This window comes from Micromonospora sp. PLK6-60 (assembly GCF_019890675.1).
Classification (GTDB): domain Bacteria; phylum Actinomycetota; class Actinomycetes; order Mycobacteriales; family Micromonosporaceae; genus Micromonospora.
The window spans coordinates 62,644-75,396 of the sequence record NZ_JAIOAA010000015.1; the positions used below are offsets into that span (position 1 = coordinate 62,644).

General features: G+C 75.7%; 12 protein-coding genes. 5 read left to right on the top strand and 7 right to left on the bottom strand.

What is annotated here, in order from left to right:
• Window positions 1–19 precede the first annotated feature (19 nt).
• Complete coding sequence (locus K7640_RS23505) at window positions 20–1,261, bottom strand: hypothetical protein (RefSeq protein WP_255609815.1); 1,242 nt, start codon at window positions 1,259–1,261, stop codon at window positions 20–22.
• Between the two features lie 160 nt (window positions 1,262–1,421).
• Window positions 1,422–1,760: a DUF952 domain-containing protein gene (locus K7640_RS23510; RefSeq protein WP_222957068.1), complete on the bottom strand. Its 339-nt coding sequence runs from the start codon at window positions 1,758–1,760 to the stop codon at window positions 1,422–1,424.
• A 130-nt stretch (window positions 1,761–1,890) separates the two neighbouring features.
• Here K7640_RS23510 and K7640_RS23515 point away from each other — a divergent pair, with 130 nt between their 5' ends.
• The 3 genes from K7640_RS23515 to K7640_RS23525 all read left to right on the top strand — a co-directional run bounded on the left by K7640_RS23515 (window position 1,891) and on the right by K7640_RS23525 (window position 4,519).
• On the top strand, window positions 1,891–2,202 hold the full coding sequence (locus tag K7640_RS23515; protein ID WP_222957069.1) for a hypothetical protein: 312 nt from the start codon (window positions 1,891–1,893) through the stop codon (window positions 2,200–2,202).
• A gap of 127 nt (window positions 2,203–2,329) precedes the next feature.
• A complete protein-coding gene (locus K7640_RS23520; protein WP_374198115.1) occupies window positions 2,330–2,986 on the top strand; it encodes a response regulator transcription factor in 657 nt (218 codons plus the stop codon).
• Window positions 2,987–2,995: 9 nt separating this feature from the next.
• On the top strand, window positions 2,996–4,519 hold the full coding sequence (locus K7640_RS23525) for an ATP-binding protein (protein ID WP_374198116.1): 1,524 nt from the start codon (window positions 2,996–2,998) through the stop codon (window positions 4,517–4,519).
• Between the two features lie 209 nt (window positions 4,520–4,728).
• Here the strand turns inward: K7640_RS23525 and K7640_RS23530 are convergent, their stop codons facing one another.
• The 5 genes from K7640_RS23530 to K7640_RS23550 form a co-directional block, all read right to left on the bottom strand.
• A complete protein-coding gene (locus K7640_RS23530) occupies window positions 4,729–5,643 on the bottom strand; it encodes a hypothetical protein (protein WP_222957071.1) in 915 nt (304 codons plus the stop codon).
• Between the two features lie 796 nt (window positions 5,644–6,439).
• The gene (locus K7640_RS23535; RefSeq protein WP_308042647.1) at window positions 6,440–7,390 is read right to left on the bottom strand and encodes a TAXI family TRAP transporter solute-binding subunit; all 951 of its coding nucleotides are present in this window, start codon (window positions 7,388–7,390) and stop codon (window positions 6,440–6,442) included.
• 193 nt (window positions 7,391–7,583) lie between these two features.
• Window positions 7,584–8,237, bottom strand: coding sequence for a hypothetical protein (locus tag K7640_RS23540; protein ID WP_222957072.1), 654 nt, complete (start codon window positions 8,235–8,237; stop codon window positions 7,584–7,586).
• Between the two features lie 93 nt (window positions 8,238–8,330).
• The gene (gene yaaA, locus K7640_RS23545; RefSeq protein WP_222957073.1) at window positions 8,331–9,128 is read right to left on the bottom strand and encodes a peroxide stress protein YaaA; all 798 of its coding nucleotides are present in this window, start codon (window positions 9,126–9,128) and stop codon (window positions 8,331–8,333) included.
• A gap of 21 nt (window positions 9,129–9,149) precedes the next feature.
• Window positions 9,150–10,772: a hypothetical protein gene (locus K7640_RS23550; RefSeq protein ID WP_374198119.1), complete on the bottom strand. Its 1,623-nt coding sequence runs from the start codon at window positions 10,770–10,772 to the stop codon at window positions 9,150–9,152.
• Between the two features lie 121 nt (window positions 10,773–10,893).
• On the opposite strand from K7640_RS23550, the gene K7640_RS23555 reads away from it, so the two are divergent.
• Window positions 10,894–11,937: an App1 family protein gene (locus K7640_RS23555; protein ID WP_222957075.1), complete on the top strand. Its 1,044-nt coding sequence runs from the start codon at window positions 10,894–10,896 to the stop codon at window positions 11,935–11,937.
• Window positions 11,938–12,105: 168 nt separating this feature from the next.
• Window positions 12,106–12,738, top strand: a complete 633-nt coding sequence (locus tag K7640_RS23560) for a bifunctional 2-polyprenyl-6-hydroxyphenol methylase/3-demethylubiquinol 3-O-methyltransferase UbiG (RefSeq protein ID WP_222957076.1) — start codon at window positions 12,106–12,108, stop codon at window positions 12,736–12,738.
• The last annotated feature ends 15 nt before the right edge of the window (window positions 12,739–12,753 follow it).

The window sequence follows — 12,753 nt, forward strand, 5'->3', positions numbered from 1 at the left end:
GCGGTGGGCGGCGGCCCGGTCAGGGCGACGACGTCCAGACCAGCGCCAGATAGCCGCCGAAGTACGCCGAGACGGCGGTCAGCAGGACGAGCACCGGATACGCCCGGCCCCGCCGCGCCCGGGCCAGCGCCCCGGCGACGGGCAGCAGCAGGGCGAAGGCGGGCAGCAGGAACCGGCCCTTGGAGTGGTAGTAGCCGGCGGCGCCGATCGTCGTCACCAGGAGCAGCCCGCTGTAGAGCAGCAGCGGCCACGGCTGCCTGTCCATGATGCTCAGCACGAGCAGGGTGAGCGCCGCCAGCAGCACCAGCGCCACCATGTAGTGCTGGAACCGGGAGGGCGAGTCGAGGATCTCGCCGGTCCGGCGGAGGGTGAACGCCCCGCCGTCGAACGACGAGTTCCAGCCCTCGCCCTGGATCCGGAACCAGCCGTCCAGGCCGCCGGTGCGGTCGCCCACCCAGACGATGAAGCCCAGCCAGCCCAGCGGCGCCAGGAGCAGCGCGGTCAGCGGTCGCCACCACGGGCCCTGCCGGCGGATCAGCGCGACCAGCGCGGCGAGGCCCACCACCGCGATCAGCGACGAGGCGGTCGGCCGGGTCAGGCCGGCCAGCAGGCAGAGCAGGCCCGCGGTCAGCCACCGGCCGGTCAGGACGGCGTACAGCGCCCACGCGGCGAAGGCGGTGAAGAGCGCCTCGGTGTACGCCAGCGACTCGACCACGGCGTGCGGCACGACGCCCCAGACCACGGCCAGCAGCACCCCGGTGCGGCGGTCGGCCAGGTGGTTGCCGATCGCGAACAGCCCCCAGGCGGCGGCGAGCGACCCGAGCCAGGAGACGGCCAGGGCGGCCTGCTGCGGGTCCATCGCCCAGGACTGGTCCAGCAGGCGCACCAGCCACGGGTAGAGCGGGAAGAACGCCATGTTGCTGTGCAGGCTCTCGGCGTGGTCGTAGCCGCGCGTGGCGATGCCCAGGTACCAGTCGCTGTCGTACCGGCCGGCGAGGATCCCCTGCAGCCGGACTCCGCGCGCGGAGCCCCAGATCCAGAGCGTCACCAGCCCCACCGCCCGGACCAGCGCATACCCGACCAGGGCCGGCCAGGCCAGGGCCAGCGCCGCCAGCGGCCCGCGGCGCGACCGCCGGGCCACCACGGCGGTGGCCGGCTCGTCCGGCGGGGTGTGGGAGGGCGTCGTCTCCGGAGGGTCGGGTACGGGGTGGGGCCCGGGATGGCTCGCCTCGTCGCGACTGCTTTCCGCTGCGACGTCCATGTCTGTTCCTTTTTGGGCGCTGCCCAGCCGGGCCCCGGTACGGGCCCCGGTGAAGCGTCTGATGATCAGGAAACTGCGCGATGCAGCCTAACAAGGCATCAAACGGCCGGCGGGTACCACCGGCAGATCGGCGGCGGCGAGTCGCGGCGGGCGGCGCGGATCAGGACAGCAGGTCCGCCACCGCGTCGGCGGCGGGGGCGTCCACCGGCAGCGCCTCCGCCGCGACCACCGCCGTCACCGGCAGCTCCCCGTACAGGTGGGGGAAGAGCGCGCCGCCGCGCGAGGGCTCCCACCGCAGTGCGGCGCCGAGCCGGTCCGGGTCCACGGTCAGCAGGGTCAGGCCGGTGGCCCCGGCGAAGTGCCGCCGCGCGGTCTCCACCACCTGGTCGGCGGCGGAGAGGTGGATGAAACCGTCCTGGTGGTCGACGGCGGAGCCGGTGAACCGGCCCCGGCCCAGGGCGTCCGCCCACTCCGTCGACGGCAGCAACTTGTAGATCACCCACTCAGCGTACGGCGGTGGCCGGCCCGCCACGGCCTGCGCGGTTTTCCCCCGACCGGCCGCGCCGGGGCGGCATGCTCAGGTGGAGCCGGCCGGTCGGCGCGGCGACGGACCGGCGCCGGGAGGACACATGGAGAGCTACCACGAGGACTGGACCGACGGGCAGCGCGCGGTGTACGACGAGTGCTACCGGGCGGGCGCCGAGTGGGCCGCCGACCCGGACACCCCCGACGAGGACCTCCAGCACCTGATCAATCTCGGTCAGGCGGACGACGACACCCTCGCCGACTCCGAAATCGACCACCCGGCGCTGGTGGACGCGGTCACCCAGGCCACCGGGGAGAACGTGACAAGCGTCCCGGCCAGTCACGACGACCCCGGCTTCCGGGGCTTCACCGACGGCGTACGCGACGCGGTCTCCGACGAGGTCTTCGGCCTGTAGACCGCGCGGCACCCTCGCGTCGGCCGGCGCGGACCGGCCCCGGTGCGCTGCCCGGCCGGCCCCTCCCGCCGGGCCGCCGCGTCTGCCACCATTCGTGGTCGACAGACCGACGAACGGGGGGTACCGGGTGCGCATCCTGCTGGTCGAGGACGACCGTCGGGTCGCCGCGGCCCTCTCGTCCGCGCTGACCCGGCGCGGCTACGAGGTGGAACACGCCGCCACCGTCGCCGCCGCGCTCTCCGCCGCCCCCTGTGACCTGGTGCTGCTCGACCTGACCCTGCCCGACGGTGACGGCACCGACCTGTGCCGGGAACTGCGCCGGCGCAGCAGCCAGCTCGGCATCATCGCGGTCACCGCCCGGGGCGAGGAACGGGACCGGGTGCTCGGCCTGCGGCTGGGCGCCGACGACTACGTGGTCAAGCCGTTCTCCATGGTCGAACTCCAGGCCCGGATCGAGGCGGTGCTGCGCCGGGCCGCGCACACCCGGCCGGAACGCAGCGTCATCGAGGCCGGCCCGGTCCGCATCGACGTCGAGGGCCGGGCGGTCACCGTCGCCGGCCGGGCGGTGGCCCTGACTCGCAAGGAGTTCGACATCCTGCTCTCGCTGGCCCGGCAGCCCGGCGTCGCCGTGCCGCGGGACCGGATCCTGCTCGACGCCTGGGGCACCACCTGGGCGGACCGGCACACCGTCGAGGTGCACGTGGGGTCGTTGCGCGGCAAGCTGGGCGACCCCACCCTGGTGGAGACCGTACGCGGGGTCGGCTACCGGCTCCGCGGCGAGTGAGGAGACCGGGTGCGTCGTCGGCTGGTGATCAGCTATCTGCTGCTGATGGCGCTGGTGCTCCTGGCGTTGGAGACCCCGTTGGCGGCCACCCTGGCCACCCGGGAGACCGACCGGGTACGCGCCGACCGGCTGGCCGACGCCACCCGGTTCGCCTCGCTGGCCCGCCCGGCGCTGCGCAGCGGCGCCCCCGGCTCGCTCGGCACCGAGCTGCGCGCCTACCACCAGCTGTACGGCATCGACGCCGCGGTGGTCGACCGGGAACGCCGCACGGTGGTCAGCTCGGCCGGCTGGCCGGTCGGTGCGGCCGGCGAGGAGGCGCTGGACGTCGCCCTCTCCGGCCAGCAGGTCAGCGGCCCGGAATCGGTCTGGCCCTGGGTGGACGGTCCGGTGGTGGTGGCGGTGCCGGTCAACGACGGCGGCGAGGTGCTCGGCGCGGTGGTGACCGCCACCCCGGCCGACCGGGTCCGCCGTACCGTGACCGCCTGGTGGTTGCTGTTGGCCGTGATCGGCCTGGTGGCGGTGTCGGCCTGCGTGCTGACCGCGTTCGGCCTGGCCGGCTGGGTGCTGCGCCCGGTGACCGAGTTGGACGCGGTGACCCACGAGATCGCCGAGGGTGACCGGGGCGCCCGGGTCCAGCACCGGCTCGGCCCGCCCGAGCTGCGCCGGTTGGCGGCCAGCTTCAACAACATGGCCGACGTGGTGTCGGACGTGATGGACCGGCAACGTGCCTTCGTCGCGCACGCCAGCCACCAGCTGCGTAACCCGTTGACCGCGCTGCGGCTGCGGGTGGAGGAGCTGGGGCCCAGCGTCACCGACCCGGACGGCCGGATCGAGCACCGGCTGGCGCTGGAGGAGACCGACCGGCTCGCCCTGGTGCTCGACGCCCTGCTCACCCTGGCCCGGGCCGAGCGGACCGAGAACGAGCGGGTGGTGGTGGACGCCGCGACGGTGGCCGCGTCCCGGGTCGCGGCGTGGCAGCCGCTGGCCCGGCATCGCGCGGTGACGCTGCGCCTGGCGGTGCAGACCACCCCGGCGTACGCCCGGACCGTGCCCACCGCCATCGACCAGTCGCTGGACGCGCTGATCGACAACGCGGTCAAGTTCAGCGGGGCCGGCGGGACGGTGACGGTGACCGTGCGGGGCGCCGACGGGGGGATCGGGCTGGAGGTGCGCGACACCGGTCCGGGCATGACCGAGAGCCAGCTCGGGAAGGCCACCGAGCGGTTCTGGCGGGCACCGGAGGCGCAGAATCTCGACGGCGCCGGGCTGGGCCTGACCATCGTCGCCGTGCTGGTCGACGCCTCCGGCGGCCGGCTGACCATGCGCCCGGCCGAGCCCCGGGGGCTGGCCGCCGGCCTCTGGTTCCCGGCGCCCGCCCGCGACCCGGCCGGCCCCGACGCCGCCCCGGACCCCGAGGGCGGTGACCCGGACGGCCCGGATCCGGCCGCCTCGGACCGCGCCGCCGCAGCGGTCGACCCCGCCCCGGCGGTCGCGACCCGCCCCGGTGATTCGTCCACGTCGCCACCCTCGTAGCGGCGGGCGAACCGCCCGCCGTCAGAGCGCGCGCCGGCCGGCGTCCGGGCCCGGCGCCTAGGCTCTCTCCGGCCGATCATTGCCCGGCTGCGGCGGGCCCAGACGGCGACCGGTGGCGTTGTCGGTTCGTCCGGATACAACATCGATATCCGGACGAACCGCTGCCTTGCCGGACCGCGCCTCGCACCGACTGATCGGCAGGACAGGGCCTAGTTGCGGGGCAGGTGAACGACGCGCAGGAAGGCCGGCACCAGCCAGGGGCGCGGGCCGCCGACGACGACATCGCGCCGGGCCAGCGCGCGCGGCACGCTGAGCCGGCCGAAGAGCATCAGGTTGAAGCGCGCCGGCCGGAACGTCACCCGGGCGTCGGGGCGGTCGCCGGCCGCGCCGAGGCGCACCCGGCCGTCGCGCAGGATCAGCAGCGCCGGCCGGGTGTGCGCGGACCGGAACTCCACGCCGATCGGCCGGCGCGGCCGGCGCGCCCCGGTGTCCAGCAAGGCGCCGTGGTCCCGGCGGATCATCTCGACCAGGAACTCGTCGAGGAAGAGGGCCGCGTCGGCGTCCGCCATCGGCCAGGGCCGGGACAGCGCCCGCGCGACGTCCCAGCCGTGCACCAGGAATTCGTTGACCAGGTGGGCGAGGAGACCGGTCGGCGGGACCAGCGCGCCGCCGAGCCAGCGGACCGCCCGGGCGTCGGCGGTGGCGCCGGTGCCTGCGGTAGTGGCGGCGGCGGTGGCGGTGGCGTCGGGGGTGGTGGTGGCGGCGGTGGCGGCCAGGAGCCGGTCCACCGCCACCTGGAGTTGGCCGGCCAGCCGTCCGGGGTCGCGCTCCGGCAGGTGCCGCAGGACGACCGCGTTGGCGTCCCGGACGGTGTCCACCGTGGTGCCGGCGAGCAGCCGGTCCAGGCCCGGCACGGGCAGCGGCGGCGCGCCGGGGTCGAGGAGGGCGCCGTAGTAGGCCGCGAGGGACAGCAGGTGGGCCGCGGTGTCGGCGACCGTCCAGTCCACGGTGGCCCGGGCGGTTCCGTCGCCGGAGGCGCGGACCAGCGCGGTGAACCGCTCGGCGGCGCGGCGGGTCGCGTCCCGGGCCCGCCGCCCGGCGTCCGGCAGCTCGACATCGGTCACATCTCACGCTGGCATGTCGGCCGCTCCGGCCGCATCTCCCAACCTGCCGTCGCGGCCGCCACCGCTGAGCTCCGGCTGGCGGCGCCGGCCGAATCCATGGTCGCCGGTGCGCACGCCCGGGGGCCGAGGACCGCTTCGGGCGGGCTCGGGGTCGGGCGGGCTCGGGGTTGGGTGGTTCGGGATCGGGTGGTTTGGGTCAGGCGCTTCGGGGTGGGGCCACGCTTCGGGGTGGGGCCAGGCCGGTTCCGGTCGCGCTGGCCCGGGAAGTCACCCGGCCTGCGGGCCTCGGGCCGGGAGCCGGCGGTACCTCATCCGCGCCCTACCAACTTGACCTCACCAACGAATCACCGACCCCGCTCATTGCCGCATGCGGGTGCGACCGAGCCGTCGAATGATTCGTTTACGACATCAAGTCGGTAGGGCGCGAACCGCACCCCTCACAGTCCAGGCCCTGGCGCGCCCGCCGCTGCGGCAAACCCGTCCCCAACAGCCGAGGCGGGGCCTTGGTGTTGGGCGCTTGGGGCGGGGCCGTGGTGCGGGGCGCTTGGGCGGGGCGCTTCGGTGGGGGCGGCTACAGGGGTCGCGCGGTCCGGGGCCGACGACCCTCATCGCCGGGTGGGCGGTCAGCGACCCCCGGCCGCCAGCCGCTGGGAGGTCAGGGCTTGGCGCGGCGGCTGTGCACGCCGGCCGCTGTGCACGCCGGCCGTTGGGCACGCCGGCCGTTGAGCACGCCGGCCGTTGAGCACGCCGGCCGTTGGGCACGCCGGCCGTTGGGCGGGCCAGCCGCTGGGCAGGGTCAGGGCTTGGTGCGGCGGTACCACTCGGCCGCACCCGGATGCAGCGGTACCGGGTCGGTGGCGATCGCCGAGCGGGGGCTGATCCGGCCGGCCGCCGGATGCGCCCGGGCCAGCTCGGTCCGGCGCTCCATCAGCAGCCGGGTGATCTCGCGGACCAGCGGGTCCGGCAGGTTCGTGGCGACGATCAGATAGTTCGGGTTCGCCACCGTGCTCACCGGCTCGGTCAGGTACGCCGACCGCGGCACGTCCCGGGTGACGTAGACCTCGCCGTGCGCGCGGCGCAGCCGCTCGGTCCACTCGCCCAGGTCGACCACGCGGGTGGCGGTGGTGGTGGTCAGCTCCCGCACCGCCCGCACGGGCAGGCCGCCGGAGAAGAAGAACGCGTCGACCCGGCCGGCGCGCAGCGCGGCCACCGAGTCGTCGAGGCCGAGGTGCTGCTGGCGGACCCGGCCGTCGAGCTGTGCCACGTCCAGCAGGCGGGTGGCGGTGATCGCGGTGCCGGAACCGGGCGCGCCCACCGACACCCGGCGCCCGGTCAGGTCGGCCAGCGTCCGTACCGGGCTGCCGGCGAGGGTGACCAGGTGCAGCAGGTCGTCGTAGACCCGGGCGACCGCCCGCACCCGCCCGGCCGACTCGGTGGTCAACGCGTCGGCCTGGGTGAACCCGAGCTCGGCCTGCCCCGAGCCGACCATCCGCACGTTCTCCTCGGACGCGGCGGTGACCACCACGCTCGCCCGTACCCCGGGCAGTTCCCGGTTGAGGATGCCGGCCAGCGACTCGCCGAAGGCATGGTAGACGGCGGTGGGGCTGCCGGTGGCGATCCGGATCGGGATCGGCCCGGCCGGCTCGTCCCGGCACGCGCCGAGCTGCGGCAGCGCCGCCAGCAGCAGCACGCACACCACCAACCGGGCCCACCCTCGGCGGCCCGGGCGCAGCCGGCCACGGTTCACAGGCAGCACTCTGCGCCGCCCGGCGTCGCGGTGCAAGCCCGGACGCGGGCGGTCGGCCGGACCGGGCGGGAACGTCCCGGTACGCGGCAACTCGGGCCGGGCGGTCCAATGCCCGGCGGTAGCTCGGGCCGCGCGGCGTAGGTCGGGGCCGGGCGGCGTAGGTCGGGCCGGGCGGTCGCCGCGCGGCGGTGGCTCAGGCGGGGGTGGCCGCCGGGGAGAGGGCGGCGCTGTCCAGGATCCGGAGCCGGTGCGGGCCGTCCGCGACCGACACCACGAAACAGCCGGCGCCGGGACGCAGCAGGGCGGGCACGTCCAGCAGGGCGGCGCCGCGGACCAGCACGGCGGCCAGCTCCCGGTCGACCAGCCGGACCCCGAGGATGTGCCGGCGGACGTGCCGGCCACCGGCCAGCAGCGCCGACCGCCAGGCCGCGGCGGCGAGCCGGGTACGCCACACCCGGCGCACGGTGGACGCGCCCGGCTGCGGGCCGAGCAGTTCCCGGCGGCCCTGCCGCCAGCCCGCCGCCACCAGTTCGGCGTACGCGGACCGGTGCGTCCCGGGCACCGCCAGCCGGTGCAGCTCGTAGCGGCGGCGCAGCCCGCCGGTGGTCACGTCGTGCTCCACCGGCACGTCCAGCCGGGCGAGCAGCTGGCGCATCCGGTGCGCCGCCTCCGGGCGGTTGAACTCGGCCGGCGCACCCCGGTAGGGCCCGGCGCCCCGGCGGCCGGTGTCGGCGGGCGGCGGCACGCAGCGGACGAGGCAGGCGACCTCGAAGGCGTCGGCGAGGGTGTGCCAGTCCAGTGGCGGCGCCGGGCGGGGCCGGTCGAGCAGCATGGTGTGCGGGGCCATCACGGTGCTCCTTGGGGCGTCGGGTACGTCTACCGTCGCCCGCCGCCGCCCGGGAGGAAACGGATCGGCCCCAGCCTTGAGCAAAATTTGCGGCTAGAGCTCCCGCACCACGACGTCCACCTGCCGGGGCCGGCCGGGCGCCGTCGGCTGCTCCAGCACCTCGTACTTCAGGTCGCGCAGCGCGGTGAGCAGCGCGGCGGCGGTGCGCGGCCGGGCGTCGGCGGTGAGCAGGTCGCGGACCAGCCGGCCCTTGGTGGCCTTGTTGAAGTGGCTGACCACCGAGCGGACCGGCGACCCGTCCACCTCCCGCTCGTGCAGCACCCGCACGGTCACCATCCGCTCGGCCAGCGGCCCGCGCGGTGCCCAGGTCGCCGCGTACGCGCCGGAGCGCAGGTCCAGCACCGGGCGTTGGCCGGCCGCCGCCGTCAGCGCCGGACCGAGCGCCCGCCGCCAGTACGCCGCCAGCGCGCCCACCCCCGGCAGCCGCGCCCCGATCGGGCAGCGGTACGGCGGGATCCGGTCGGCCAGCCGCACCGCGCCCCAGAGGCCGGAGCTGATCAGCACCGACCGGCGGGCGAGCCGCTCGGCGGCCGGCGGCAGCGTGGCCAGGTCCAGCGCCTCGTAGAGCACCCCGGTGTAGATCCGGGCGGCCGGGGCGGTGGCCGCGGCGCGCAGCCGGGCGTTGCGGCGCAGCTCGTCGCGCTGACCCTCGCTCAGGCCCAACGCCGCCAGGGCCGCCCGCTGGTCGGGGGCGGTGCTGGTGGCGATCAGCGCGTCGAGCACCTCGGCGCGGGCCGGGTTCAGCTCCGGCAGGGACAGCCGGGACAGGTCCAGCCGGCGGCCGGTCCCGGCGTCGGCCTTGCCCTCCGAGGGCGGCAGCAGGATGAGCACCGGGCCAGCGTACGGGCCGGGTCAGCGCCAGGGCCGGAAGGCCGGCTCGGGGTGGTACACCCGATAGCCGCCCACCTCGACCACGGTGGCGGTGGCGGCGCGGTCGCCGAGCAGCGCGCGCAGCCGCCGGTCGGCGGGGGAGTCGGCGGTCAGCACGTATCCCGGCCGGGCCGCCCCGGCCACCCGCGTCCAGTACGGCGGGTAGCGGTTCTGCCCCGGCGCGAGCTGGCCGTCGAGCACCGCGCAGGTCACCGCCTCACCGGTGTTGAAGATCAGCCGATTACAGGTCCAGTACTCGCCGTACACCTCCCGCAGCCCGTGCCGCCGCACCGCGTCGGCCAGCTCGCGGGCCCGCCGCTCGTCGGTGCGCGCCGCGCCCGTGCCGGTCACGAAGCCGACCGTGCCGACCAGTACGGCGGCGGTGAGCGCGGCCAGCAGGCCGGCGCCGAGGACCCCGCCGACCCGGGCGGCCACCCCGGCCGCGCCCCGGTGCAGCCGGGCGGCGGCGAGCCAGAGCGGCCAGAGCACCGCCGGCAGGGAGAGCTGGAGTACCGACAGGTAGCGGGCGTTGTCCAGCGGCCCGGTGGCGGCCAGCGGGCTGCGCACGTACGCCAGCAGGGTCAACCCGGCGCCGACGAGCAGCGCGAGGTGGGTGAGCGGGCCGACCCGGACGGCGGCCGGGCGGCCCGCGGTCCGGCGGTAGGCGACCACCGCGAGTCCCGCCGCGCCGACCAGCAGCAGCGGATACAGCAGCCCGAACCAGGACGGTACGCGGGCGCAGCCGGTCACCGGGCACAGCCCGGTGGCCAGCGGTACGCCCGTCAGCAGGCCGCCGGAGAGCCGCGCCGAAGCCGGCGGGGTGGCGCCGGCGGCCCCGCCGAGCTGCCGCAGCACCGACAGCGAGTCCTCGCCGGGCGGCGCGAGCAGGTTGTCCCAGAGCAGCGGTGCCGCGCCGAGCAGGAAACCGGCCAGCAGCAGCATCCCCGCCCAGCCGACCAGGTCCCGGCCGGCCACCGCGACCAGCAGTAGGCCGGCCACCGCCAGGTACGGCACGATCAGCCAGTCCGACCAGATCGACAACCCGGCGAGCAGGCCGAACAGGCCGATCGCCAGCCAGCGGCGGCGGATCCGCCGGTCGGCCAACCCTACCGCCACCAGCAGCATCAACAGCACCGCCGGCTTCACCTCGGGCCGGCCACCGACGGCGGTCAACTGGTCCCGCACCACCCGCTCGGAGCCGAGCGCGAGCAGCCCGACCACGAAGGCGGCGAACCACGGCGAGCAGATCCGCCGGGTCAGCCGGTAGGTCAGCCAGAGGAAGGCGGCGTAGAGCGCCAGCACCGGCAGCCGCAGCACCGGCCAGCTCGGCCCGGCCACCGCGATCAGCGGAGCCGCCAGGTAGGACTCGACGGTGCCCATGTAGCGCTGCCCGTAGAGGAAGACCGGATGCTCCCGGCCGGCGGCGATGTGCATCGCGGCCAGCCCGAACGTCGCCTCGTCGCTGTTCGAGGCGGGCAGCGTGGCCAGCACCAGGACCAGCCGGTAGCCGACGCCGCCCAGCCCGAGCAGCAGCGCGACCAGCGCCGGTGTGTCCGGACGCGGCCGCCACCGCCAGCGGTGCCGCACTGAGGTCGACACGACCACGCCCCCGTCGTCGTCCCGCCCGGAGTCTGTCACGTGCCGGGCGGCACGCGCGGCGGATCGGGCCAGCCGGTGGGCGGGCGCTCGCCTGGCCGCTGCCGGCGGGGTGTGGCAGGGTTGCAGCGTGCCACCTTCACCAGCCACCGGCGAGCTCGCCGTACCGACCCTGCACCGGGCCGCGCGGCTCGAGGACGCCGTCCACCAGTTGGTGGAGCGCCGGCTGCGGCGCACCGGCTGGCAGATGAAGATCGTCGCGTACGCCGGCTACGGCGCGCCGGGCTGGGCCCGGGTGATGTGCCGGGTGCTGCTCGGCCGGCCGGAGGCGCGCGGGAAGGGCAAGCCGGAGAAGGTACGCGGCTGGCGCAGCTTCACCACCCTCCCCGCCAAGCACGTCCGGGTCAAGATCGAGGCCGGCGGGGTGGTGCACGAGGCGCGCGCCGACCGCAGCGGCTTCGTCGACACCATGGTCGAGGCCGACCTGACCCCCGGCTGGGCCACCGTGCGCCTCAGCGTCGCCGACGCGGAGCCGGTGGAGGCGCTGGTACGCGTCGTCGACCCCAGCGTCCGGTTCGGCATCATCTCCGACATCGACGACACGGTCATGGTGACCGCGCTGCCCCGCCCGCTGCTCGCCGCGTGGAACACCTTCGTGCTGGACGAGCACGCCCGCACCGCCGTGCCCGGCATGGCGGTGCTCTACGAGCGGCTGGCCACCGCGCACCCCGGCGCCCCGGTGCTCTACCTCTCCACCGGGGCGTGGAACGTCGCGCCCACCCTGACCCGGTTCCTGTCCCGGCACCTCTACCCGGCCGGCCCGCTGCTGCTCACCGACTGGGGGCCGACGGCCGACCGGTGGTTCCGCAGTGGGCGGGAGCACAAGCGGGCCACCCTGGCCCGGCTGGCCCGGGAGTTCCCCGACGTCCGGTGGCTGCTGATCGGCGACGACGGCCAGCACGACCAGGAGATCTACCGGGAGTTCGCCGCCGCGCACCCGGAGAACACCGCCGCGGTGGCGATCCGCCGGCTCTCGCCCACCCAGGCGGTGCTGGCCGGTAGCCTGCCCGCGCCGGCCGGCCAGTCCTCGTCCGGCCCGGTCGGGCAGAAGTGGCTGTCCGCCCCGGACGGCGCCGGGCTGTGGAAGCTGCTGCGCGACGCCGGCCTGGTCTGAGGGTCGGCGAGCCGTACTCTGCACCGGCTCTGCGGTATCCGGCCGATGGGTGGCGTCGTTGTTCAGGTGCACCCCACCTGGCACGCCGGTATGCGGCCCGGAGAATGCGTTGAGGTCATGCAGACGTCCGTAGCGGAAAAGGTTTACAGCAACGAGGGGAACGCCCCCGTGGTCGACCTCGTGGACCGCAATGCGGTGACCGTGCTCGACGTCGGGTGCGGTGCGGGGGACAACGCGGCTCTCCTCCGCCGACGCGATCCAGGTAAGAAGATCTTCGGCGTCACCGGGTCACCCGCCGAGAGTCAGCTTGCCGCCAGGCACCTGGACGGTTGCTGGGTCGCGGACCTGGAACTCGACCTGCCCGAGGATCTGGAGAACAGCCGGTTCGACTGCATCGTCTTCAGCCACGTGCTCGAGCATGTGCGGGACCCGGCGGCTCTGCTCAGCCGCTTCGCCGGCATGCTCTCGCCCGGGGGATCCTGCGTCATCGCCGTGCCCAACGTGCTCAACTGGCGTGAGCGGATGCACTTCCTGCGCGGCAGGTTCGAATACCAGGAGACCGGGGTCCTGGATGCCACGCACCTACGCTTCTTCACCTACCGGACCGCCGTGCCGTTGCTTCTCGGTCGCGCGGCGGAGCTGCGGGTGGAACATGTGGGCGTCACCGGCCATCTGCCCCTGTCGCGGCTGCGTCGCATCCTGCCGAGCCGTGTCTGCGACCGCCTCGACGCGATCGGCTGCGCCCGCTGGCCCAACCTCATCGGATGGCAGATCCTCATCAAGGCCCGCCGCGACCTGTGACAGCCCGGGCGTGGT